The sequence below is a fragment of the Rhizobium sp. S152 genome, from assembly GCF_030380735.1.
GTDB lineage: Bacteria > Pseudomonadota > Alphaproteobacteria > Rhizobiales > Rhizobiaceae > Rhizobium.
Genome location: NZ_JAUDRZ010000002.1, coordinates 417904 through 440342, shown reverse-complemented (window position 1 = coordinate 440342; position 22439 = coordinate 417904). Strand labels below are relative to the sequence as shown.

The following is a 22439-nucleotide window of genomic DNA, read 5'->3' as shown; positions in this document are numbered from 1 at the left end:
TTAGCCTTTCGTGCCGCCGGCCGGGCCGCGGTAGAAGAAGGAACGGGCGCCGAGCACCGCGAGCACGACAACCAGTTCGACGAGCCCCATGACGATGGCGATAGCAGAACCAAGCGAGTGGTCATATTGCTCGAAGGCGGCCTGATAGGCGGCGATCGAAATGACTCGGGTTGCACCGGCCGGCGCGCCGAGCAATACCGCCGATGGAAAGACGGCGAAGGCCTGCACGAATGCGAGACAAAAAGTGACGGCGAGACCGGGCACCAGAAGGGGCAGGAAGACCCGGAAGAAACGCTGGCGCGGACCGGCCCCAAGCGTCGCCGCCGCCTGTTCTATCGCCGGATCGATGCCGGTGACATAGGACAAGGTCAGCAGGAACGCGAAGGGAAAACCGGTGATCAGCAGGGATGCGAAAACGCCCCAGTAGTTGTTGGTGAGCTTGACCGGGGATTCCAGAATTCCGAGCAGGAGAAGCGTGTGATTGAACCAACCGCGCGGCCCGAGGAATGTCAGGAGGCCGTCCGCCACGAAGACGGTACCCAGCGTGATCGGCAGGACGAGAATCGTCGTGAGCAACCGCTGCCGGCGCATCAGCCGGACGCGGAAGGCGATCGGCACTGCAAGGGCAAGGTTGATGATCGTGACCGGCAATGCGAGCCAGAGGGTCGCGGCGATCGTGTTGTATTGAAAGGGATCGCTGAAGAATTTCGCGTAGTTCGAGTACCACTCGCCTTCCTTCGGCACGAGCGAATCCACGACACCGTACAAGAACGGATAGACAAACAACGCCAGCATGAAGACCAGGCCGGGCAGAACGAGCATCGTCGTTCCGTCGAGGCCGCGCGCGGCAAGCCTGGTGCGCAGCGACGGCCCGGTCATGGTGCGGCCGCCTTGAACATCAGCGCCCTGCCCGCAGCCGGGCGAAGTGTCGTTGCCGCGCCGCGCGGCAGGTGCTCGTCCGCACGGAAATAGAGTTCCCCACCATCCTTTGCGCGCGCCATGCCGAAAAAGGCACGACCGCGATACTCCATACTCGATACGGTGGCCGATATGCCGTCGGTGCCGGCTTCCGCCACTAGGTCTTCCGGCCGAACGGAAAGCACCGCGGCGTCGCCCACCTGAAGCGGTGTTCGCATCTCGCCCGTGAGCCGCGCACCTGCCGCCTCGATCTCAGCCTGGCTGCCGGAGACGGCAACAACGCGACCATCGATGCGGGTGCGGAAGCCCATGAAGTCGGCGACATCGATGTTGACGGGCCGTTGATAGAGATCCTGAGGCGTGCCGATCTGCTCGATATGGCCCTGGCTCATCACGACGATGCGATCCGCCAGCGACAGCGCCTCGTCCTGGTCGTGGGTAACGTAGATGGTCGTCGAGCCGATCTGGTCGTGGATGCCACGAATTTCGGCGCGCATCTCGAGCCGCAGCTTTGCGTCCAGGTTCGACAAGGGCTCATCCATCAAGACGATCGGCGGCCGGATAACGACCGCGCGCGCGATGGCGACACGCTGTTGCTGGCCACCGGAGAGCTGTCCGGGCAGTTTCTCGGCCTGGCTCTCCAGACGCACAAGCGCCAGCGCAGCATCGACGCGTCTGTCGGCCTCCGCACCCTTGATGCCTTGCATCGTCAGGCCGAAGCCGACATTCTTGCGTACGCTCATATGGGGAAAGAGTGCGTAGCTTTGAAACACCATTCCGAAGCCGCGCTTTTCCGGCTCGAGCTGGTCGATCCGGTTGCCGCCGAGACGGATCTCTCCCCCCGACAGTCCGAGCAGGCCTGCAATGCAGTTCAACGCGGTCGACTTGCCACAGCCCGATGGCCCGAGGAGCGCGATGAATTCGCCCGGTTCGATCGAGAGGTCGATGCCATCGAGTGCGTTGTAGGCGCCGAAGGAACGGCGGAGGCCGTCTAGTTCGAGGCGCGCGGCATTGCGCGGCGAGACCGCTGCATTCTGGATCGAGGTCAACCCAATCTCCATCTATTGGCGAAGGATGCCGGCGCCGCCAGAGAGCGCGGCGCCAGCGATATCCGGATCAGCCCTTCTTGGCGCCGATCTTTTCGTCCCATATACGGAAAGCCTCGACGAGCGACTTGGGCTCGAGCGGCACTTCGAGCGGGTTGTTGGCGATCCAGTCGGCATATTCCGGCCGACCGAATTCCTTGATGACATCCTGGCTTTCCTGCGGCGCCATCTCGATCGTCACGTCCTTGACGGCCGGACCCGGATAGAAATAGCCGGCGTCGTAGGCAATCGCCTGCTGCTTCGGCTGCAGAATGTAGTTCAAGACATCGACCAGCACAGCGATCTTCTCATCGGATACGCCCTTCGGGATCACCGCATAATGGGCGTCGGTCACCCAATGGAAGCCGTCAAGCTTCTGCACCTTGGCCTCGGCAGGGACGATGCCAAGCGCGCGTGGGTTGATGTCCCAGCCGGTGGTGGAAACGACGATGTCGCGCGTGCCTTCGCCGAGCTCCTTCATCACCTGGCCGGTGCCGGTCGGGTAATATTCGATGTGCTCACCGAGCGCGGCCAGATACTCCCAGGTCTTCGCCCAGCCCTTGACCGGATCACGGGGATCGCTGTCGGCGAGAAGATAGGGAAGCCCCATCAGGAAGGTGCGGCCGGGGCCGGAGTTCGCCGGCCGGGCGTAGATGAACCGGTTCTTGTTGGCTTTCGCCCATTCGAGCAGCTCCGGCGCCGACTTCGGCGGCGTCGCTACCTTGTCGGGCATGTATTCGATCAGCGGTCCCGAGGGGTAATAGGTGATGACAACGCCCTGATCCTTGGCGAGCGCCTGCATCTTGAAGGCTTGCGGCTGCAGGATGCTTTCAAGATTGGGAAGGTCGCCCTTGTGCGCGGAAAGATCGATCCATAGACCTTGGTCGAGACCGGCCGAAAGCGCGTCGGTCCCGGTCAGGACCAGATCGATGTCGACCTTCCCTGCCGCCTGCTGCGCCTTGATCTTGCCTGGAAGCTCGGGCGCCGGCGCCTTGGTGAAGGCAAAGTTGGAGACCCAGTCGGCTTTTTCCGCAGCGTAGGCTTCAAACATGCCTTGCGTAAGCGCCAGATTGCCGGCGACATCGGCGATCGTGATGGTGACGGGACTTGCCGGTTTCTTGGCCTGCGCCCAGCTTCGCACTGGAAGCAAGCCGGCCACGGCGGCACTTGCCGCGGTCGCCACAAATGTTCTGCGGGTAAACTTCATGATCTTCTCTCCTCCTCTTTCTGCAGCGCCAGTGGCTCATGGCCACACGCGTCTGCGCTCCCATTATGTATTTGGCGAGATCGAAGCGCCTCTGTCGACTGTTGGCTGGGCCTCCTGATTGCTGCATCAGACGTCCCGTTCCTCCTCGGTCCGTCTTGGCAATGAAATTGAATTGATATACTAGTATGCACGAAAGTCAACGACAGGGCGCATCATGCCGCAGGCATCCACCGAGACGATCATTTCGTTCTCCCCCTCGGACCGGTCCACAAAGCTGCGCCGTGCGACGACGGCCGATGCGATATTCGAGCGGCTTCACACCGACATCATTTCGCTGCACATGCCGCCGGGAATGCCGCTTCAGGAAAAACGCATCGCCGAAGAATTCGGCGTCAGCCGCACCCCCGTTCGCGAGGCGTTGCTTCGGCTCGCCGAGGGTGGATTGGTCGATATCTACCCGCAATCCGGCACCGTCGTGTCGCGCGTTCCCGTTTCCGCGATTCCCGAGGCGGTGGTCGTCAGAAAGGCGCTCGAAGGGACAACCGTCGAACGGGCAACCGAGATTGCAGGAGAAAAGGATGTCGCCCGACTTGACGCGATCATCTCGCGACAGACAGCGCTGGCTGCGATCGGCGATACCTCGGGCTTCCACGAAGAGGATGAGGCTTTTCACGAGGCGATTGCCGAGATTGCGGGTTATCCCGGTATTTGGGCTATCCTGAAGACAGTAAAGGTCCAGATCGACCGGGCGCGCCGGCTCACCCTTCCCGCTCTGGGAAGGATGGATAACGTCATCAGGGAACACAAACTGATCCGTGACGCCATTGCATCGCATGACGTTGGCGCGGCGCGGGCGTCGATGACAGAGCACCTGAGCGCCGTCATTCCCGATGTCGCCGAGTTGCGTATGCGCTATCCCGATTACTTCTGCTGACGCAGAGCAAAAATAACGAACAACAGGGTGGAGACAGAAGAATGCGGCAGGGCTGGAGATGGTTTGGACCCAATTCACCGGTAACGCTCGATGATGTCAGGCAGACTGGGGCGACGAATATCGTGTCTTCGCTGCATCAGATCCCGATCGGCCAGGCCTGGACGGAAAGCGAGGTCCGCGAGCGCCAGTCGATGATCGAGACCACGCCTTCGGGGCGCTCACCTTTAACGTGGTCCGTCGTCGAGAGCATCCCGATACCGGACGCGGTCAAGAGACTGGGCGGGAAGGCGAAGACCGAGATCGAAGCCTGGATCGCCAGCCTCGAAGCGGTCGCCGCCTGTGGCATCCCGATCATCTGCTACAACTTCATGCCCGTCGTCGACTGGACTCGCACCGAGCTGGATTACGAGATCGATACCGGCGCGACCGCCATGCGTTTCGACCACGAGAAGTTCGCAGCCTTCGACCTCCTCGTATTGCAGCGCCGGGGCGCGGAGATCGAATATTCCGCCGAAGACCGGAAGCGCGCACGCGACGTCTACGAAGCGATGACCGAAGAGGAGATTGCCGAGATTACGCGGATCATCACGTCCGCGCTACCGGGTTCGACCACCGAACCGCTCACGGTCCCCGGATTCCGGGACAAGCTCGAAGCCTATAGGGGGATCGACGCCGGCAGGCTTCGTCAGCATCTGATCGAGTTCCTGGAGGCTGTAACACCGGCCGCTGATGCGAGAGGCGTGAAGCTCACACTCCATCCGGACGATCCGCCGCGCTCGCTCTTCGGGCTTCCCCGCATCGCTTCGACCGCGGATGACTACGCAGCGCTGTTCGACGCCGTGCCCTCGAAGGCGAACGGCATGTGCTATTGCACCGGCAGCCTCGGCGTGCGCGCAGACAACGATCTGCCCTCCATCGCCAGACGCTTCGCATCGAGAATCTACTTCGCGCACCTGCGCGCGACCAAGCGCGAAGGCGACGGTCGCAGTTTCCATGAAAGCGCTCACCTGGAAGGTGACGTCGATATGGTCGCCGTCCTGAAGGAATTGGCGGCGGAGGATGGCAAGAGGGACCACTCAGACGATATCGTGTTCCGGTCTGACCATGGTCACCGCATGCTCGACGATCTCTCGAAGACGGTGACACCGGGTTATCCCACGATCGGACGCATGCGCGGGCTTGCCGAGTTGCGCGGCATCTTCCACGCGCTGGGCACGAAGCCGCGCTAATTCCATTCGGCGGCGTCGCCAAGGGCCGGCGCGGTTGCATTGTTTGCCTCAAGCGGCAACGCTACTATATAGCGATGCCGCCCGTTTTCGGACGGCTTCCAGTGCCACGAAACTCGAAGGACGAAATCATTGAGACATCCAGGCGACGATAGCTTTGCAAACCGGCGCAAGGCGGCCGACGAGGCAAAACAGAAACTGCTCGAAAAGCTGAAGAACGCGAAGAAGCAGGATGGAGAGAAGGCAGCGGATAAGCAGGCGACAAAGCCCGCGCAGAAGGCCTGATGGCGCCAAGCCAGTCTTCTCGAGCGCCAATCACCCATGAAATACAATGTCTTGAAACGTGAAGTGCCGATTGCGGTTTTCTCGGACGTATGCGGAACAATTGTTCTGATCGACTGTTTACGACCCAAGCGCATCCGACCTGAAGGACATTGACTTACTTTCGTCTCATTGAAGCTCAACTCCAAGGAAGACCATAGTTTCCCGCCGACTCGGACATTCGTCCACAAGGCAAGCAGCAACGTCTGCCCCGCCTCTACAGCAAGGAGAAAAAAATGAAGACCTTCATCGCTACGCTCGCTGCCGTTGCGTCGCTCGGCCCGGTAGCAGCCTCGACGGCACAGGCCGCCGATCTCGTCACCACCGCCCCTGCCTATGAGCAGCCCGATGATCGCGATGGCGTGAAGATCGGCGTGCTCACCTGTGACGTCGGTGGCGGCGTCGGCTACGTTCTGGGCTCAGCCAAGTCGGCCGATTGCGTCTTCTCCTCCACACGCGGCACGCAGGATCACTACTCCGGCGTCATCCGCAAGATGGGTGTCGATCTCGGCTTCACCACGCGCGGTCGCCTTGTCTGGGCCGTTTTCGCTCCGACCGCCGGCTATCACCGCGGCTCCCTCGGCGGCCTTTATCAGGGTATTACGGCCGAGGCGACCCTGGTGGGCGGTGTTGGTGCCAACGTTCTCGTTGGCGGCACGGCCGGCTCCATCCAGCTGCAGACGATCAGCGTCACCGGCCAGCTCGGCCTGAACGTTGCGGCGACCGGTACCTCGGTCACCCTGACGCCCGCGGGCTAATCGCAAACCAGATCCTGCGGTGGAGTTGCACTTCATCGCAGGATTTTTGCTTGCTCAAGGCGGTCCGGACGCCAAGGCAATCCCATCCGCCACTTCCTCGCAACGATCGGTCAACGCTCCCGTCGCAACGCGGATATAGTTACTCGGCGTGATCGAGAATTTCGTTCCGGGATGAACGGCGATTCCCCGGGCGGCAAGCGTGACCATCGCGAACTGCGCCGATGTCACCGGTATCCAGTTGCAAAGACCCTTCCCATTCTCCACTGTGAGACCCCGCTCCCGCAGCGCATTGGACAGTGTGTCGCGACGTTGCGCATAAATTTCGCCGGCTCGCGCAACGGTTTCCTGCGTCGAAGGATCTCGCAGCAACCATGCTCCCGCGGATTGCAACACCCGGCTGGTCCAACCTGCGCTGAAGCTGCGGTACGATTGGATTTCCTCGACAATCGCCTTCGAACTCGACAGAACCGCAAGCCGCAGATCGGGTCCCAGCGTCTTAGAATAGGAGAGGATGTGGATCACGCGATCGGGAAAGCGTGCTCCCAACGATTGCCGCGGTGCATCGGAGACATCCGCGACGCCATCGTCTTCGATTATAAGCGTGTCCGTACCCTCCAGCACGTCGCCCAGCGCTTCGATCCTTTCCTTGCTGACCGTCTGGCCAGTGACCGAATGCAGGCGAGGCTGAAAGAGAAATGCCGACGGCTTTTGGAGCATAGCCTGCTGCAGCGACGAGACGATCGGACCGTCATTATCGCATTCGACAGGAATGATGCGGACGCCGCGATCTTCCAGGATGTCGAGAAGGCGCATCGCCGTGGGATTCTCGATCGCGACCGTGTTGCCCGACGTCACCAGCGCATGAAACAGCGTGTAGATGGCATTGTAGCCGCCATTGGTAGCAAGGAATGCCTCGGGATCGTAAGGCCAGGTCGCGCGCGCTGCCACCTCCAGTTCCGGCAGAATTCTGCTGCGTTCGTAGCTGTTGAGTTCGTGAGCGGAAGCACCGTAGGCCATCGCCTCGGCCAGCGGTGGCAACAGTCGAACATCAGGCCCGGCCCGCGTGAGATCGAGAACGTTTTCGCCGTAATTGCCGGAACTCGCCAATCGCTCCGGCCGGGCCACGAAACGATCTCCGCTCACCCAGGTGCCATTGCGACCGCGACCGGTGATGATTTTTTGCCGCCGCAGTTCGCTCCATGCCTCTGAGATGGTCGCTGGGCTGACCTGCAGCCGAAATGCCAGATCGCGAACAGCCGGCAGTTTCGTTCCAACAGGCAAGACGCCCGCGCGTATTAATGCGCTGGTTTCCAAAGCTATTCCCCGGATCGTCCTGTCGCTTATTTTTTCAGCAAACCATTCGGCGCTGCGGGCATCGCTCATTTTGTCACCACTATAAATGTTCAATCGCAGTTCGCTCCATGCCTCTGAGATGGTCGCTGGGCTGACCTGCAGCCGAAATGCCAGATCGCGAACAGCCGGCAGTTTCGTTCCAACAGGCAAGACGCCCGCGCGTATTAATGCGCTGGTTTCCAAAGCTATTCCCCGGATCGTCCTGTCGCTTATTTTTTCAGCAAACCATTCGGCGCTGCGGGCATCGCTCATTTTGTCACCACTATAAATGTTCAATAACATAATAACATTTGATCAATGTATATTGAACATTTATTCACGCAATCAGCAATCCATTTTTAGCGAGAGAATTGCATGCCGATTACAATCCGTTTGGCTTTGAGAGACTGGGATTACATGACGCCCCTCGTGCTTGGAGATGTCTCCTCGCCGCGCGTCGAGGTGAAGGTCGATCGGGTAGGAACCCTGGTCTCGCATGTCGGCAGGGACGAGTTGCACGACGCGGCCGAGATGTCCTTCAGCCGCTATACTCAGCTTCGCATCGATGGCGATGAGACGGTTGTCGGCGTTCCCAATTTCATCATGCGTGGCTTCCGCCACCGCTGCGTCATCACCATGAAGGACAGCCCCATCACCGCGCTGAGCCAGCTCGCCGGCAAGCGGATCGGTGTGACCGGATGGCGCGACTCCGGTAATACCTGGACCCGTGCCGCCCTGCGGCGCGAGGGCGTGGGCGTCGAGGACGCCACGTGGTATGCCGGTCGCCTCACCGAGGCGCATCCGATCGTCGACCGTCTCGATGGCTTTGGCCGCGCCGGCCGCATCGAGGCCGCTCCCGGCGAGCGGCCGATGGTCGACCTTCTTCGTGAAGGTTTTCTCGATGCCATCTTCACGCCCTTCATGCCGGAAGGCTACTTCAACGCGGATTCGCCCTTCCGCCAGGTGCTGGGGGATTTCCGCGGCGCCGAACTCGCCTATTTCAATGATGTCGGCTACGTGCCCGGCATGCATCTTATCGGCATTAAGGCGGAAATTGCCGCGGAGCATCCCTGGCTTGCGGCTGAACTGAGCGACATGATCGATGAATCTCAGCGGATCTGGACAGCCAAGCGTCGCAAGTACGCCGAGACGACACCGTGGATGTTTGACGAAATCCGCAAGATCGCGACCGATCTTCCGGAAAACTGGAACGTTAGCGGCTTCGAACCCAACCGCAAGATGATTGCCGACTTCTCCGAAGAACTGCATCAGCAAGGCATTCTGCCGCGGGTTCTGGCACCTGAAGAGCTTTTCCCGAACCGGTAAATCCGGGCGGTCGTAATTCGCCGTGAGCACCTCATAAACGCGCATTCCATCAGAGAAAAAGGGGAATACCGAAATGCCATCGAAATTGCTTACCTCCCTCGCATTGGCCGGCTTCCTGCTGTCGGGAACGGCCATGGCACAGGATGCCGCACTGCCCAAGCTCTCGGTCGATCAGGCACTGCACGACAGGCTGCCGGAGGAGATCAAGACCGCGGGCAAGATGATCTCCGTCAACAACGGTTCGTTCCCTCCCTACGAAATCGTCACCGGTACCGTCATGACCGGCGCCAGTGCCGATCTGACGGAAGCCCTCGGCGCGGTTCTTGGCGTCAAGATCGAGCATGCCACCGTCGGCGGCCTGCCGGCGCTACTCGCCGGCGTGAACTCCGGCCGTTATCAGTTCGCTTTCGGCCCGGTCGGCGACTACAAGGATCGCGAAGCCGCCAACGACTTCGTCGATTGGGTTCAGGAATATGTCGTCTTCGCAACCGTGAAGGGCAATCCGAAGGGCATCACCTCGCTCGAAACATCCTGCGGCCAGCGCATCTCGGTGATGGCCGGCGGCTCCGCCGAGCGGGTGATCAAGGCGCAGTCGGACAAGTGCGTCGCCGATGGCAAGGGTGCGGTCGAGGTTCAGTCCTATACCGACCAGCCGGCCTCGATCTTGGCCGTCCGCTCCAAGCGCGCCGACGCCTTCTTCTCCTCGCAGGCGCCGCTGACCTACTTCGTCCAGCAGGCGAACGGCCAGCTGGAACTGACCGGCGTCGGCCAGAAAAATGGCTTCTCGGATATTTTCCAGGGCGCCGTCGTGCCGAAGGGCTCGCCGCTCGGACCTATCCTGATCGACGCCATCAAGGTTCTGATGGCCGACGGCAGCTATGCCGCGATCATGAAAAAGTGGGGCCTTGAGAACAACATGATCAAGGAACCCGGTCTCAACCTCGGCGGACAGCTTCCCAAATGAGCACTGAAACCACGACCAATGCACCGCCTTCGGGCGGTGCTGACTTTCGCGATGTGGTGACGGCCCACACGCCGTTCCGGACGGGGCGTCTCGTGCTGTGGATCGTCATCGCGGTCATCGTCCTCAACTTCGTCTGGATCGTCGCCAACAACGAGAATTTCGGCTGGCCCGTCGTTGCCCAGTATTTCTTCGACCCGACCGTCATCAGCGGCCTCTATGTCAGCCTCGGTCTGACCGTCGTCGCCATGATCCTCGGCGTGGCACTCGGCCTGATCATCGCCATCATGCGGATGTCCAGCGATCGGCTGGCGAGCGGATTCGCCTCGCTGTTCATCTGGTTCTTCCGCGGCACGCCGCTGCTCGTCCAGCTGATCTTCTGGTACAACATGTCGACGCTGTTTCCGCAGCTGTCGATCGCGATCCCGTTCGGTCCGTCTCTCATCAGCTGGGACACGAATGCGGTGATCACGCCGATGACGGCGGCGATCGTCGGTCTGGCGCTAAACGAGGCAGCCTACATGGCGGAAATCATCCGTGGCGGCCTTCTCTCCGTCGATCGTGGCCAGGCGGAAACCGCCGAAGCCTTCGGCATGACCAAGGGCAGAGCGCTGTGGCGGATCATCATTCCGCAGGCAATGCGCTCGATCGTGCCGCCAACAGGAAACCAGCTGATCAGCATGATCAAGGCAACGTCGCTTGTCAGCGTCATCGCCATGGCCGATCTGCTCTATTCGGTACAGTCGATCTACAACCGCACCTTCGAAATCATCCCGATGCTGCTCGTAGCCGTCATCTGGTATCTGCTCATCACCTCGGTGCTGAACATCGGCCAAAGCTACATCGAAGCCTATTACGGCCGCAGTGAACGCCGCAATGGCGCCATCGCCAAGCCCGCCGCCGTTGCCACAGAGGAGGCAAGCCATTGACCGCCGTCTCCAATAGCAAGCCGCTGGTCCAGGCCCGCAACGTCCACAAGTCCTTCGACCATCTCGAAGTGCTGAAGGGGATCGACCTCGACATCATGCCGGGCGAAGTGGTCGTCGTTCTCGGCCCATCCGGCTCGGGCAAATCGACATTTCTGCGCTGTATCAACCACCTCGAGTCCATTCAGAAGGGCTATATCGAGGTGGATGGCGAGCAGATCGGCTACCGGGTGCGCAACAACCGGCTGGAGCGGCTGTCGCCCAACGGCATCGCCCGCCAGCGCCGCAAGATCGGCATGGTGTTCCAGCAGTTCAACCTCTACCCGCACATGACGGTGCTGCAAAACATCATCGAGGCGCCTGTTGGCGTCCACGGTGAGAAGCGCGCGGATGCCATCGCCAACGCCAAGCGGCTTCTCGAGCGTGTCGGCCTCTCGGACAAGGCCAACGCCTATCCGCGCCAGCTCTCCGGCGGCCAGCAACAGCGCGTTGCGATCGCCCGCGCTCTGGCGATCAAGCCGAAGCTGATGCTGTTCGACGAGCCGACCTCGGCGCTCGATCCCGAACTGGTCGGCGAGGTGCTTACGACGATGCGCGATCTCGCCAAGCAGGGCCTGACCATGATCGTCGTCACCCACGAGATCGGCTTTGCCCGCGAGGCGGCCGACCGCGTGGTGTTCATGGATGGCGGCGTGGTCATCGAGCAGGGCAAGCCCGAGGATGTGATCGGCAATCCGCAGCATCCGCGCACGCAGGCCTTCCTGTCGCGCTTCCTCTGACGCCTCGTCCACCAGGCGTTCAAAGCGACTTCAAGAAACCGGCCGGCCTCCTCACCGGGGCCGGCGCAGGACCGAGCATGCAAAAAATTGGAACGGATATGACCATCGACAACGATTTTGCCCGCCTTTCGGATTTCGAGCCCAAGGATGCCGAGCTTCGCGCCATCCGCCAGCACCTGCACGCACACCCCGAACTGTCGTTCGAGGAAACCGAGACCGCCAAGTTCGTGGCCGACAAGCTGGAAGGCTGGGGCTATGAGGTGACGCGCAATGTCGGCGGCCACGGCGTCGTCGCCCGCATGACACAGGGCGCCGGCAAGAAGAGCATCGCCATCCGCGCCGACATGGACGCACTGCCGATCACCGAGCAGACCGGCAAGCCCTATGCGAGCACGGTGCCGGGCAAGATGCATGCCTGCGGTCACGACGGCCACACGACGGTTCTCCTCGGCGCTGCCGAATATCTGGCGCGCACCCGCAAGTTCAACGGCACGGTGAACCTGATTTTCCAGCCGGCCGAGGAAGCCGGCGGCTTCAGCGGTGCCCAGGCGATGATCGACGACGGTCTGTTCAAGCGTTTTCCCTTCGACGCCATCTTCGGCCTGCACAACCATCCGGGCGCGCCAGAAGGTAGCTGGCTGATGCGCTCCGGCCCGCTGATGGCGGCCGCCGATACCGTCGAAATCACCATAACAGGCAAGGGCGGCCACGCCTCGCGTCCGCATCTGACGATCGACCCTGTTGTCATCGCCGCCAATCTCGTCGTCGCGCTGCAGTCGGTCATCTCGCGCAATGTCGACCCGACGCAGACGGCTGTCGTCACCGTCGGCGCCATCCATGCCGGCGAGGTCGCGAACGTCATTCCCGAAAGCGCCAAGATGCTGATTACGGTCCGCTCCTTCGATCCGAAGGTCCGCGAGACCCTCGAGAAGCGCATCCGCACATTGACGACCTCCCTCGTCGAGGGCTTCGGCGCCACCGTCGAGATCGACTACGCCTACGGCAACCCCGTCGTCGTCAATTCGGAAAAGGAAACAGAGTTTGCTCGCATGGTCGCCGAGGAACTGGTCGGCGAGGGCAATGTCGCGCTTTGCCCACTGATCCCCGGCAGCGAGGACTTCTCGCACTTCCTGCAGCACAAGCCGGGAAGCTTCCTGCGCCTCGGCAACGGCATGAACTCCGCCATCCTGCACAGCGCCAAGTATGACTTCGCCGACGATAGCCTGACGGCGGGTGCGGCCATGTGGGCGCGCCTGACGGAGCGTTTCCTGGCATAGTCATCGCGTCACCGCAGACCCCACGGTTCAAAACCGTGGGGTCGACATCTTCGATCCACGCCGGCTTCGTCTTTCGCGATCCGTCAACGTGACGTCCCGGAATATCAATCCTTGATGCCGAAGACATCGACCGGCTGCCCTAGGCCGCGAAGCGGGTACGAGCCGAGACTGTCGAACTCAAAACTCGATCCGGCCATCTCCGCGAAGGCGCGCGACAGCAGAACCGGCCGCTTGATCAGCTTCGTCAATTCCTCGAGACGCGATGCCACGTTGACTGCCGGTCCGATCGCCGTGAAATCCAGACGCTTGCGGGAGCCTATGTTTCCGTACATGACGTCACCGACATGGACGCCAACGCCATAGCGAAGCGCGGGCTGCCCATGGGCGGCATTCTTTTCGTTCAGGGCGGTCATGCCGGCGCGGCCTTCGGCGATAGCCGCCAAGAGGTCGGCGCAGGCTGTGGGCTTCGAGAGCGGAAAGATCGCCAACAGGCCATCACCCATGAACTTCAAAATCTCGCCACCGCGCTGTTCGATCGGCTCGCACAGGGCGTCGAAATAGGCATTCAGCATCTCGATCACATTGTCGCGCGGCCAAATATCGGAGAGCTCGGTGAAATCGCGCAGATCGCAGATCATGATGGCGGCACTCACCGTCATCCCGCTGCCACGCGTAGTGGCGCCCGCCAGGATTTGCTCGCTCGCGTGAGGCCCGACATAGGTCTCCAGCAGATTGCGCGCCATGATGTTCTTCATGCGGATCTCGATGACCAGCGCGAAAGCCGGAAGCAGATCCTTGAGATAGGCGATGTGCTCGTCGCTGAAGCCGCCCGCACGTTCCGTCGCGAAGGTCACCACATGGCGTTTGCCAAACGTATGGTCGATCGGCCAGACGACATAGTCGGTCAACCCGCTTTCCCTGAGTTCGGCGAACAGCGGGTAACGCTCTGTGTCGATATCCGGCCGCGTCAAATCCTGCCGCACCTCGTTGGCGCCTTTATAGATCTCGTTCGCCGGACGGCGCAGAAAAAGGTCCGTGGTCTTGGTGGCGTAGTCGAAGGTGTCGATCTGCGCTTTCTCCATGCCGGTGCGCCACAATATTCTCGCGCCTGACCATTGCGGATGCTGTATGCGCAGATGAAGAGAACAGCGCGCCACCGGAACGCCACTCGCGTTCAGCCGAGCGCACATTTCCAGGATGATTTCATCGATGAAACGCTGGCCGTTCGTCTCGTTGACCAACCAGTCCAGCACGGCGCGCCGGTGGACCGGCCATGAACCGTCATCGCCATTGATCGACGTGGGGGCGGAAGGAGAGAACTGCATCGGGTAACTCCGGTATGCCATCCTAAATAGCAACGTTGGCGGCAAATACATTAGCCAGACAAGAAGATGAAGGATGATTTCGTCAAAGTGGGCATCCGCTGACGTCAAACAGGGGATCGTGTTGCAAGCCGGACGCGCATCGATCCCCGCTCGTTTACATTGTCCTTATTTGAGGATATATTATATCCGTAATAAACCCCTGCAATTGCCTGCTTTTGCACGAGAAGCCGAATGAATCTGAAAAGCCAAGTCGAGTGGGCGCTCCACTGTTGCGCCATTCTCGCGGGCCTGCCGGAAGGCAGGTACCTTTCCACCAAGGCACTGGCCGAGTTTCACGGCCTGCCGAAGGAATATCTCTCCAAGGCCCTGCAGAGTGTGTCGCAAGCGAACCTCGTGGAGACGACGCTTGGCCCGAGCGGCGGCTACCGGTTGGCCCGGCCGCCGTCCGAGATCACGTTTCTGGACATTGTCGAGGCGGTCGAAGGCAAGGCCCGCACCTTCACCTGCAACAACATACGCGCCAACAATCCCTGCCGGCCCGCCGGCTTCTGCGATACCAAGCCTTGTGCCGTCGCGCGCGTGATGTGGCAGGCCGATGAGGCCTGGCGCAATACGCTGCGCGGTGTGCGCCTTTCCGACCTTGTCGAAACCCTCGGCGAGGAGGTGCCGCCGGATATCTGGAAGGGCAGCTACGAGTGGGTTCTGAAGCGCGCCGGCTAATATCGCGTACTCAGCTTTGAAAGATCATGCGGATGGAATGCAGCAAGGCACGCGCCCTGTGCACCTGGCTTGCCTCCGCGGCACTTCCGTTTTCGACGCGCGGCACCCGGCTGGCTAGAATCGCCGCGAGGTCCTCGGCCAAAGCCGGGCGGTTGAGAAGCAGTGGCGCGAGGCTTCGCTGATCGATCTCGTAGACCGTGACGCGCGTAAGCGCCTCCAAGGTGGCGACCTCGCCCATTCCCGCCAACAAGCCCGTTTCACCGACGAAATCACCCGGCGCCAGCCTTCCACGATCAATCCCGTCATGGCGCATCATCACCACGCCGGCGCGGATCATCATCAGTGACGAAAGCAGCTCTCCCTCCCTCACAATCACGTCTCCCTTTCCGAACTCGCGCGCGATGGTGGCCTCGGCAAGGACCTGCTTCTCCTCTTTTGTCAGCGTAACGAAGATCGGGATTGCCTCTATCAACTCAAGCGGCGTCACGCGCGGCGGCTGTGTGTTTTCCTCGGTCGGAAGCTCCATTTGCAGCACCGAGGCCGTGGCTGGAACCGCAAGCAGAATTCCGGCCGATTTGCAGTGGCGATAGACCAGATCAAGCACCTCGTTACGTGCAGCGGTCCTGAGCGCCGGGCTCGCGACCCTGAACTGCAATTCGATCTCCAGCGCGGTCGCGTCGAGTGCCTTCAGCGCCACGATCGGCGGCGGTTCCCTGACGATGGAATTGCAGCTCGCCAGCGCGGAGCGCATGACATCGCGAATGATCGCCGGCATGCGCGTCGGCGCGAGCCGGATCGCCAGCGTTAGCAGATGCGCCTCATCCGGCCGGCTGATATTGGTCAGGCCGAGTTTTGCGAGGAAGCTGTTTGGAAGGACGACGAGATTGTTCGCAGCCGTAAGGATATGCGTCGCTCGCCATGTGCTCTCCATGACGCGACCCTCCGTGCCATCGCTGAGCAAGATCCAGTCACCTATGACATAGGGGCGGCCGAGCGTAAGCGCGATGCCGGAGAAGACGTCGCTCAAGGTGTTCTGTAGCGCCAAGCCGAGCACGATGGCGATAACACCCGATGTTGCGACCAGCGTACCGATCGGAATACCGAAGACGAATGCGAGAACCGAGAGCGCCACGCAGAGATAGACGACGCCGACGACGAGATCTTGCAGAAGCCGTGCCTCGCGCGGCGCGCCATCCAGCACGAGATAGATCCTGATGAAGCCGATTATCGCCCAAGCCAGGTGGATCCACCAGAGCGCCTTCGCCACTGCCGAGATGGCAGCTTCTCGGGCATCCATCCTCTGCCCCTCGAAACGGTAGGGCACGATTCCCCCGGCGAGCAGGATGGCCGACATGACGCCGAAGAACAGGATTTGAACGATGAGCCGCGTATTGGCTTTTTCGTTCGGGATAAGATGCCAGGCGACGATCCCCACCAAGCCTACGACGATTAGCGACATTCTCGGACTGGTCAGAATAACGTCATGAAACACTTGCGACATCGCCGCTAACCTCCAGCAAAAATGTCTAAAAGCCACCGCCCGCGCTGGCATCAAACAGCGCGGGCCATCGCTCTGGCATCATTTCTTAATCGGGAATGTCAGCTCTTTCTGCTCGGCATCGACAACGAACACCGCGAGCAGCTTTGCGGGCTTGGTCTTGCTATCATTTTCGCTGACACCATGCCGATCACCCGGCATCTCGGAGAAGTTCTCGCCGGCATGGAAGACCTTGACCGGACCGTCGTTCACCTGACTGCGGATCGCGCCCTCAAGCACGGTGGCATAGATGAAGGCGGTATCCGGGTGAGTGTGCGCCTCGGAGAAGCCACCCGGACCGTATTCGACAAGAACGCCCTTGATGCTCTTGCCCGGTACATTGGGAAGCACGTGTTCATAGACGACCGAGACCTTCGAGGCCTTGCTGGTGTCGTGGGCGGCGACGGCGGTTGCCGAGAGCATGGCGATTGCCATGGCGGCGGATAGATTCGTGATCATCTCAAAACTCCATCTTTAGAGATAAGCAGGATGGGCCGCTCATGTATATTGAGGCAGCCCGTCGCTGTTGGTGTCACTTGGCCGGCCTCGAGGTGGCGAACCATTGCTCGAACGTGACGTGGCCAAGATGCGGGTTGTCGTTGGAGACGAGCGAGTTGTCGTCAAGCCGCGCACCGAAGTAGCGGGCTTCGGGATCGGCCTCGACAATGCGCGCATCGTTCGTCGCCTTCAGATAACGCGCAACGAGGTCGCTGAGACGGACGCGTTCAGGACCGGCGATCTCGACAGTGGCATTGGCCGGAGCCGAAAGTGCCACCTTCGCCATCGCATCCGCCACATCGTCCGAGGCGATCGGCTGCACATAGGCAGGCGACAGGCGTACGGTCTGGCCGACCGTCCCTGACTGAGCGATGCCTGCAAGAAACTCCATGAACTGCGTGGAGTGAACGATGGTATAGGGAATGCCGGATTGCCGGATGAGCTTTTCCTGCGCGAGCTTGCCACGGAAGTATCCGCTCTCCTGAAGACGCTCAGTGCCGACCACGGACAAGGCGATATGATGCCTGACGCCGGCCACCTTTTCCGCGGCGATGAGGTTGCGGCCGGACGTCTCGAAGAATTCGAGCACGGCCTTGTCCTCGAACGAAGGCGAGTTCCCGAGATCGAGCACGACATCGGTGCCCGCGAGAGCCTCGCTCAGCCCCTCGCCCGAGATGGTGTTGACACCCGTGTTCGGGGAGGCCGCGATGACTTCATGGCCTTGGCTGCGCAGGCGTTCGACAGTCTTCGAACCGATGAGGCCGGTTCCGCCGATGACAACGATTTTCATAGCAGTTCTCCTTCGCAGCCGCGCTGCGGCTGCGTTGTTGTTGGACAGTGGATGAAATTCAGCTGCGGATTAGTTCAGGCCGGCCTTGTCGAGGCCGAACACCTTGTCGGCGGAGCCGGGCACGTTCTTGAAGCCGATGCTGATGCGGTTCCAGGCGTTGATCGCCATGATCGAGAAGGTCAGGTCGGAGACTTCCTTCTCCGAAAGCTGGCCGCGAACGCGTTCATAGAGTTCGTCGGGAACGCCGCCCTCGGGCAGTTTGGTCAGGGCCTCTGTCCAGGCAAGAGCCGCGCGTTCACGTGGAGCGAAGAGTGTCGATTCCCGCCAGATGGCAACGTGGTAGAGACGAAGCTCCGTCTCGCCGGCGATCTTCGCTTCCTTGACGTGCATGTCGAGGCAGAAGCCGCAGCCATTGATCTGCGATGCGCGGACCTGGACGAGATTGCGAATGCTCCCCTCGATGACGCTGCTCTTCAGCGCAAGGCTGAAATCCATGAACTTTTTCACGAGCTCAGGGGAATGCTGCATGTAGTTCAGTCGCTGTGTCATTGTCTTTCCTCTCATTTAAGGACAGTGAATATCCTTATGGATACAAGATATCCGTAATGACTGGACTGTAAAGTCATTCCTCGCTAGGATCGCGGCATAAAGCCTATGCGCAAAAGTATGAGGGGGAGATCACATGGACATCGTATCGGCATTGCAGGCCTTCCTGCGAGTGGTGGAGACACGCTCGTTCTCGGCAGCGGCCTCCGATCTGGGTGTCACCCAGCCGGCGGTGTCGCGCCAGGTCGCGGCATTGGAGAGCCACTTCAATACCCGCCTGCTGCATCGGACCACGAGCGGCCTGTCGCTTACCGCCGAAGGCGAGCGCATGCTGCCTATGGCGCTTCACATTCTGGAATCGGTGGAAGAGCTTGGCGACGCCGTCGGCTCGGACGGAACAACGGCCTCAGGAAAGGTACGCCTGAGTGCGCCCGTGCCAATGGGTCTCTACCTGAGCGATCGCATGGGCGATCTGCTGTCAACGCATCCGAAGCTCTCGGTGGAACTGATCCTCCGCGAGGAGCCATCGGATCTCATAGAAGAAGGGATCGACCTCGAGGTCCGGCTTGGCGAGGTGGCAGACAGCAGCCTCATATGCCGGCGGATCGGCTGGACCACGGCCTTCCTTGTCGCCTCGCCCGCCTATATCGAACGATACCCGGCGCCGCGCAAACCGCAGGACGTCTCGACGCACGAGTGCATCTGCTACAGCCGCGCCGGCAACGGGCGGACGTGGTCGTTTTCGAGCGGGTCGGATGAGGTTGCGGTCAGGATCACGCCGAGGCTACTCTCCAACAGTGCCGTTGCCGTCCATCGCGCTGCGTTGTCGGGCGCGGGATTGGCTATATTGTCCCACATCATCGCCATCCCCGACATTGCCGCAGGCAGGCTTGTGCATGTGATGAAGGATTTTCCGCCGACGCGCCTGCCGATCTATCTCGTCTATCCGTCCAGACGCAACATACCGCTACGGGTCAGGACAGTGCTCGATTTCCTGACGACAGCGACACAGCAGGACCCGTCGATGTGCTCCTCCGGAGAGGCGGAACAGCGGGCAAATTTGGGCGGCGACTGATGCGGCCACCGCCCTTCGCCTTATCAGATGCGAACGCCGCTTGCGTCATCGAAGAGATGCAGTTGCGCGGGGTCGATCAGAACACCAAGCGCCTCGCCGGCACGTGCCGAACCCCGACCGGTCTCCACGATCGTCAGTTCCGGCGTCGTCGCGGCGGTGATGAAGGTAGAAGAGCCGGTGGATTCGACGACCTCGACGGGCACGTCGAACGTCCCCTGCCCGGCCGCCGTGATCCCGATATGCTCCGGCCGGATACCGACCGTGACCTTGCGACCCGGTTGCAGCTGCCGCGCGCTCCGGAAGGTGTGCTGTGCTGTCCCGAGGTCGATCGTCAGCCCGCTTCCGTCCGCCTGCACGACGCCAGGAATGAAATTCATCGCCGGCGAGCCGATGAACCCCGCGACGAACTTGTTGGCCGGCATGTCGTATAGCTCCAGCGGCTTGCCCTGCTGCTCGATGACACCCTCGCGCATGACGACGACGTGGTCAGCCATCGTCATCGCCTCGATCTGGTCGTGGGTGACGTAGACCGAGGTCGCGCCGAGCCGGTCGTGCAGCGAGCGGATTTCCTTGCGCATGTGGACACGCAACGCCGCGTCGAGGTTCGACAACGGTTCGTCGAACAGGAACGCCTTGGGATGGCGGATGATGGCGCGGCTCATGGCCACGCGCTGCCGCTGACCACCCGAGAGCTCGCGCGGATAGCGCTTGAGCAGGTTGGAGAGCCCCGTGGTTGCGGCCACGTCGGCCGCGGCCTTCTTGGCCTCGGCCTTGGCAACGCCGCGAATGCGCAGGCTGTAGGTCAGGTTTTCCTCCACCGTCATATGCGGATAGAGCGCGTAGGACTGGAACACCATGGCGACGTCACGCTTGCGCGGCGGCACGTTGTTCATCAGCTCGCCGGCGATCTTCAGATCGCCTTCGGAGATACTCTCGAGGCCTGCCAGAGAGCGCAGCAAGGTGGACTTGCCACAGCCCGAAGGGCCGACGAGCGCCACGAAGCTGCCCTTGGCGATCTCAAGGTTGATGTTCTTCAGCGCATGGAAGGCACCGTAATGCTTGTTGACGCCGCTGAGCTCGATCTGATTGGTCATTTGAGGGCTCCAGAGGTGAGGCCGGATACGATGCGGCGCTGCAAGAGAACGAAGATGGCGAGAACGGGCGTCACATACATCGTGGCGTAGGCCATGATGTTGTTCCACTCGCTGGTGTTCGGCCCCATGAAGGAGTTTAGGCCGACGCTGGCGGGCTGAAGCTCGGCTTCCTGGATCATCGACTTCGAATAGACGAACTCGCCGAAGGCCTGCATGAAGATCAGGATGGCGCTGACGAGAATGCCGTTGCGGGCAAGCGGCAGCACGATGTTGAAGAAGGCGCCGAAGCGGGAATTGCCGTCGACCAGCGCGGCTTCTTCAAGCTCCATGGGCACGGCCATGAACGTGGCGCGCACCAGGACGACGAAGAACGGCATGCTTTTCGCGGCGATCGCCAGGATCACGGCAAAGCGCGGATAGTCGAGCAGGCCGAACTGCGAGAAGCCCACGAAGATCGGCGTGATCATCAGCGACGCCGGCAGGACCTGCAGCATCAGGATGAGGAACAAGCCGATATCAACCCACATGTTGCGATAGCGCGCCAGCACATAGGCACAGCCGACGCCGAGCACGGTGATCAGCGCCACGGAACCGAAGGCAATGACAATAGAGTTCCAGAGATAGCGCCCCATGTTCCGGCTTTCCCAGACATAGGCGTAGGTTCCCCACTGCGGTGAGGACGGCCAGAAGCTCGGCGGGTTGGCGAACATCTCGGAGCCGCTTTTCAGCGCCGTAATGTACATCCAGTAGAGGGGGAAGAGATAGATTGCCGCCAGGACGATCGCGATGAACAGCATCAGGCGGTTGCGGTTGGTATCGCTCATCCGCGCACCTCATGTTTTGTCGACCGGACATAGACGATCGAGGCGAACATCACGAAGACGATCATGATGACGGAGATCGTGGCGCCCTTGCCGAAGTCATATTGCCGGAACGAGAGATCCCAGGCCCAGTATTGCGTAACGTTGGACGAATTGTTCGGCCCGCCGTCGGTGATGGCCGCGAACAGGTCGAACTGCTGCAGCGTGAAGATCAGGCCGAGCGAGACGATGGCGCCGATGGTCGAGCGCATCATCGGAAGCGTGATCGTCCAGAAGCGCTGCCAGGCATTGGCACCGTCGAGTTCGGCAGCCTCGTAGAGATCGCCGGGAATGGAAGAAAGGCCGACGGAAAGCAGGATCATGTTGAAGGACGTGCCGAGCCAGATATTGGCGATGACGACGGCCCAGAGCGAGAAATTGGGGTCCGAGCGCCAGAAGATGTTGGTGCTGATCAACCCGCGTTCGCGCAGGATGAAATTCAAGACGCCGAAATCGCCCGACAACACCCAGTTCCAGATCGCGCCGACGACGAGGCCGGGCATGACCCAGGAAACAAGGAACAGACCGCGAAGCCAGGAGGCGCCGGGAAAGTTTACCCAGAAGAACAGCGCCAGGCCGAAGCCGATCAGGAACTGGCCGGCGATGGAGCCGACGACGAACAGCACGGTGTTGTAGATGATCGGCAGCGTTTCAGGCTGCTTGAACAGATCGACATAGTTCTTGAAACCGACGAAGGGGCGCACGAAGGTCCCGAGGCTGAACATGTCGACCTCCTGGAAACTCATGACGATGTTGTAGACAAGCGGCAGGCCCGCAAGCACGAACAGGAAGATGAGCGGCAGGGTGACAAGCGTGATGTCGAAACCGCGGCCATCGGTGATGCTGGAAAAAAGCCTCTTCATGGATACCCCTTAAGCTCCGAACGGGGCTGCCTGGCGCTTGCGCGGAAGACAGCCCCTGCCGGGAGGAAACGGTGGGATGGC

The 22439-nt window shown here is 61.1% G+C and carries 23 protein-coding genes; 11 read left to right on the top strand and 12 right to left on the bottom strand.

All coding sequences use genetic code 11. The features are described from left to right. The 3 genes from QTL95_RS03285 to QTL95_RS03275 are packed head-to-tail and all read right to left on the bottom strand — an operon-like array spanning position 1 to position 3210. A complete protein-coding gene (locus tag QTL95_RS03285; RefSeq protein ID WP_289718530.1) occupies positions 1 to 879 on the bottom strand; it encodes an ABC transporter permease in 879 nt (292 codons plus the stop codon). Further along, on the bottom strand, positions 876 to 1979 hold the full coding sequence (locus QTL95_RS03280) for an ABC transporter ATP-binding protein (protein ID WP_289718529.1): 1104 nt from the start codon (positions 1977 to 1979) through the stop codon (positions 876 to 878). The genes QTL95_RS03285 and QTL95_RS03280 overlap by 4 nt, the downstream gene beginning before the upstream one ends. Before the next feature lie 55 nt (positions 1980 to 2034). Continuing rightward, positions 2035 to 3210, bottom strand: coding sequence for an extracellular solute-binding protein (locus QTL95_RS03275; protein ID WP_289718528.1), 1176 nt, complete (start codon positions 3208 to 3210; stop codon positions 2035 to 2037). A 214-nt stretch (positions 3211 to 3424) separates the two neighbouring features. Between QTL95_RS03275 and QTL95_RS03270 the strand changes: the two genes are divergently transcribed. The 4 genes from QTL95_RS03270 to QTL95_RS03255 all read left to right on the top strand — a co-directional run bounded on the left by QTL95_RS03270 (position 3425) and on the right by QTL95_RS03255 (position 6449). Beyond that, a complete protein-coding gene (locus tag QTL95_RS03270; RefSeq protein WP_289718527.1) occupies positions 3425 to 4144 on the top strand; it encodes a GntR family transcriptional regulator in 720 nt (239 codons plus the stop codon). Positions 4145 to 4185: 41 nt separating this feature from the next. Further along, positions 4186 to 5373 carry a mannonate dehydratase gene (gene uxuA, locus QTL95_RS03265; protein ID WP_289718526.1) on the top strand — a complete coding sequence of 396 codons (1188 nt, stop codon included), beginning with the start codon at positions 4186 to 4188 and terminating at the stop codon, positions 5371 to 5373. A gap of 129 nt (positions 5374 to 5502) precedes the next feature. Next, the gene (locus QTL95_RS03260; protein WP_289718525.1) at positions 5503 to 5655 is read left to right on the top strand and encodes a DUF6481 family protein; all 153 of its coding nucleotides are present in this window, start codon (positions 5503 to 5505) and stop codon (positions 5653 to 5655) included. A 272-nt stretch (positions 5656 to 5927) separates the two neighbouring features. Continuing rightward, positions 5928 to 6449 (top strand): DUF992 domain-containing protein, encoded by a 522-nt coding sequence (locus QTL95_RS03255; RefSeq protein WP_289718524.1) that lies wholly within the window; start codon positions 5928 to 5930, stop codon positions 6447 to 6449. Between the two features lie 54 nt (positions 6450 to 6503). Here QTL95_RS03255 and QTL95_RS03250 read toward each other — a convergent pair whose 3' ends face one another. Continuing rightward, positions 6504 to 8054, bottom strand: a complete 1551-nt coding sequence (locus QTL95_RS03250; RefSeq protein WP_289718523.1) for an aminotransferase class I/II-fold pyridoxal phosphate-dependent enzyme — start codon at positions 8052 to 8054, stop codon at positions 6504 to 6506. A gap of 102 nt (positions 8055 to 8156) precedes the next feature. Here QTL95_RS03250 and QTL95_RS03245 point away from each other — a divergent pair, with 102 nt between their 5' ends. The 5 genes from QTL95_RS03245 (at position 8157) to QTL95_RS03225 (ending at position 13050) form a co-directional block, all read left to right on the top strand. Then, a complete protein-coding gene (locus tag QTL95_RS03245) occupies positions 8157 to 9107 on the top strand; it encodes a nitrate ABC transporter substrate-binding protein (RefSeq protein WP_289718522.1) in 951 nt (316 codons plus the stop codon). Positions 9108 to 9180: 73 nt separating this feature from the next. Next, complete coding sequence (locus QTL95_RS03240; RefSeq protein WP_289718521.1) at positions 9181 to 10071, top strand: ABC transporter substrate-binding protein; 891 nt, start codon at positions 9181 to 9183, stop codon at positions 10069 to 10071. After that, entirely contained in the window at positions 10068 to 10997 is a 930-nt protein-coding gene (locus QTL95_RS03235; protein WP_289718520.1) for an amino acid ABC transporter permease, read from the top strand. Before QTL95_RS03240 ends, QTL95_RS03235 begins: the two co-directional genes overlap by 4 nt. After that, complete coding sequence (locus QTL95_RS03230; protein WP_289718519.1) at positions 10994 to 11773, top strand: amino acid ABC transporter ATP-binding protein; 780 nt, start codon at positions 10994 to 10996, stop codon at positions 11771 to 11773. Before QTL95_RS03235 ends, QTL95_RS03230 begins: the two co-directional genes overlap by 4 nt. 98 nt (positions 11774 to 11871) lie before the next feature. Further along, complete coding sequence (locus tag QTL95_RS03225; protein WP_289718518.1) at positions 11872 to 13050, top strand: M20 aminoacylase family protein; 1179 nt, start codon at positions 11872 to 11874, stop codon at positions 13048 to 13050. 104 nt (positions 13051 to 13154) lie between these two features. Here QTL95_RS03225 and QTL95_RS03220 read toward each other — a convergent pair whose 3' ends face one another. Next, the gene (locus QTL95_RS03220) at positions 13155 to 14375 is read right to left on the bottom strand and encodes an adenylate/guanylate cyclase domain-containing protein (RefSeq protein WP_289718517.1); all 1221 of its coding nucleotides are present in this window, start codon (positions 14373 to 14375) and stop codon (positions 13155 to 13157) included. A gap of 231 nt (positions 14376 to 14606) precedes the next feature. Between QTL95_RS03220 and QTL95_RS03215 the strand changes: the two genes are divergently transcribed. Further along, positions 14607 to 15095, top strand: a complete 489-nt coding sequence (locus QTL95_RS03215) for an RrF2 family transcriptional regulator (RefSeq protein ID WP_289718516.1) — start codon at positions 14607 to 14609, stop codon at positions 15093 to 15095. 10 nt (positions 15096 to 15105) lie between these two features. Here QTL95_RS03215 and QTL95_RS03210 read toward each other — a convergent pair whose 3' ends face one another. The 4 genes from QTL95_RS03210 to QTL95_RS03195 form a co-directional block, all read right to left on the bottom strand. After that, the gene (locus QTL95_RS03210; protein ID WP_289718515.1) at positions 15106 to 16596 is read right to left on the bottom strand and encodes a mechanosensitive ion channel family protein; all 1491 of its coding nucleotides are present in this window, start codon (positions 16594 to 16596) and stop codon (positions 15106 to 15108) included. A gap of 78 nt (positions 16597 to 16674) precedes the next feature. Continuing rightward, positions 16675 to 17091 carry a cupin domain-containing protein gene (locus QTL95_RS03205; protein WP_289718514.1) on the bottom strand — a complete coding sequence of 139 codons (417 nt, stop codon included), beginning with the start codon at positions 17089 to 17091 and terminating at the stop codon, positions 16675 to 16677. Positions 17092 to 17164: 73 nt separating this feature from the next. Next, positions 17165 to 17920, bottom strand: coding sequence for an SDR family oxidoreductase (locus QTL95_RS03200; RefSeq protein ID WP_289718513.1), 756 nt, complete (start codon positions 17918 to 17920; stop codon positions 17165 to 17167). Positions 17921 to 17989: 69 nt separating this feature from the next. Continuing rightward, on the bottom strand, positions 17990 to 18469 hold the full coding sequence (locus QTL95_RS03195; RefSeq protein WP_289718512.1) for a carboxymuconolactone decarboxylase family protein: 480 nt from the start codon (positions 18467 to 18469) through the stop codon (positions 17990 to 17992). A gap of 133 nt (positions 18470 to 18602) precedes the next feature. On the opposite strand from QTL95_RS03195, the gene QTL95_RS03190 reads away from it, so the two are divergent. Continuing rightward, positions 18603 to 19541, top strand: coding sequence for a LysR family transcriptional regulator (locus QTL95_RS03190; RefSeq protein ID WP_289718511.1), 939 nt, complete (start codon positions 18603 to 18605; stop codon positions 19539 to 19541). Positions 19542 to 19564: 23 nt separating this feature from the next. On the opposite strand, the gene QTL95_RS03185 is transcribed toward QTL95_RS03190, so the two are convergent. From QTL95_RS03185 to QTL95_RS03175, 3 genes are read right to left on the bottom strand one after another with little or no spacing between them, the layout of a single operon-like run. Then, positions 19565 to 20635 carry an ABC transporter ATP-binding protein gene (locus QTL95_RS03185; RefSeq protein WP_289718510.1) on the bottom strand — a complete coding sequence of 357 codons (1071 nt, stop codon included), beginning with the start codon at positions 20633 to 20635 and terminating at the stop codon, positions 19565 to 19567. Continuing rightward, the gene (locus QTL95_RS03180) at positions 20632 to 21459 is read right to left on the bottom strand and encodes a carbohydrate ABC transporter permease (protein WP_289718509.1); all 828 of its coding nucleotides are present in this window, start codon (positions 21457 to 21459) and stop codon (positions 20632 to 20634) included. Before QTL95_RS03180 ends, QTL95_RS03185 begins: the two co-directional genes overlap by 4 nt. Then, a complete protein-coding gene (locus QTL95_RS03175) occupies positions 21456 to 22358 on the bottom strand; it encodes a carbohydrate ABC transporter permease (protein WP_289718508.1) in 903 nt (300 codons plus the stop codon). The genes QTL95_RS03180 and QTL95_RS03175 overlap by 4 nt, the downstream gene beginning before the upstream one ends. Positions 22359 to 22439: the final 81 nt, after the last annotated feature.

Coding starts and splice junctions, on each gene's coding strand:
- QTL95_RS03200 (WP_289718513.1), bottom strand. CDS start 17,920: ATGAAAATCGTTGTCATCGGCGGAACCGGCCTCATCGGTTCGAAGACT.
- QTL95_RS03205 (WP_289718514.1), bottom strand. CDS start 17,091: ATGATCACGAATCTATCCGCCGCCATGGCAATCGCCATGCTCTCGGCA.
- QTL95_RS03195 (WP_289718512.1), bottom strand. CDS start 18,469: ATGACACAGCGACTGAACTACATGCAGCATTCCCCTGAGCTCGTGAAA.
- QTL95_RS03285 (WP_289718530.1), bottom strand. CDS start 879: ATGACCGGGCCGTCGCTGCGCACCAGGCTTGCCGCGCGCGGCCTCGAC.
- QTL95_RS03190 (WP_289718511.1), top strand. CDS start 18,603: ATGGACATCGTATCGGCATTGCAGGCCTTCCTGCGAGTGGTGGAGACA.
- QTL95_RS03240 (WP_289718521.1), top strand. CDS start 9,181: ATGCCATCGAAATTGCTTACCTCCCTCGCATTGGCCGGCTTCCTGCTG.
- QTL95_RS03180 (WP_289718509.1), bottom strand. CDS start 21,459: ATGAGCGATACCAACCGCAACCGCCTGATGCTGTTCATCGCGATCGTC.
- QTL95_RS03235 (WP_289718520.1), top strand. CDS start 10,068: ATGAGCACTGAAACCACGACCAATGCACCGCCTTCGGGCGGTGCTGAC.
- QTL95_RS03280 (WP_289718529.1), bottom strand. CDS start 1,979: ATGGAGATTGGGTTGACCTCGATCCAGAATGCAGCGGTCTCGCCGCGC.
- QTL95_RS03185 (WP_289718510.1), bottom strand. CDS start 20,635: ATGACCAATCAGATCGAGCTCAGCGGCGTCAACAAGCATTACGGTGCC.
- QTL95_RS03255 (WP_289718524.1), top strand. CDS start 5,928: ATGAAGACCTTCATCGCTACGCTCGCTGCCGTTGCGTCGCTCGGCCCG.
- QTL95_RS03270 (WP_289718527.1), top strand. CDS start 3,425: ATGCCGCAGGCATCCACCGAGACGATCATTTCGTTCTCCCCCTCGGAC.
- QTL95_RS03275 (WP_289718528.1), bottom strand. CDS start 3,210: ATGAAGTTTACCCGCAGAACATTTGTGGCGACCGCGGCAAGTGCCGCC.
- QTL95_RS03225 (WP_289718518.1), top strand. CDS start 11,872: ATGACCATCGACAACGATTTTGCCCGCCTTTCGGATTTCGAGCCCAAG.
- QTL95_RS03245 (WP_289718522.1), top strand. CDS start 8,157: ATGCCGATTACAATCCGTTTGGCTTTGAGAGACTGGGATTACATGACG.
- QTL95_RS03215 (WP_289718516.1), top strand. CDS start 14,607: ATGAATCTGAAAAGCCAAGTCGAGTGGGCGCTCCACTGTTGCGCCATT.
- uxuA (WP_289718526.1), top strand. CDS start 4,186: ATGCGGCAGGGCTGGAGATGGTTTGGACCCAATTCACCGGTAACGCTC.
- QTL95_RS03210 (WP_289718515.1), bottom strand. CDS start 16,596: ATGTCGCAAGTGTTTCATGACGTTATTCTGACCAGTCCGAGAATGTCG.
- QTL95_RS03220 (WP_289718517.1), bottom strand. CDS start 14,375: ATGCAGTTCTCTCCTTCCGCCCCCACGTCGATCAATGGCGATGACGGT.
- QTL95_RS03250 (WP_289718523.1), bottom strand. CDS start 8,054: ATGAGCGATGCCCGCAGCGCCGAATGGTTTGCTGAAAAAATAAGCGAC.
- QTL95_RS03175 (WP_289718508.1), bottom strand. CDS start 22,358: ATGAAGAGGCTTTTTTCCAGCATCACCGATGGCCGCGGTTTCGACATC.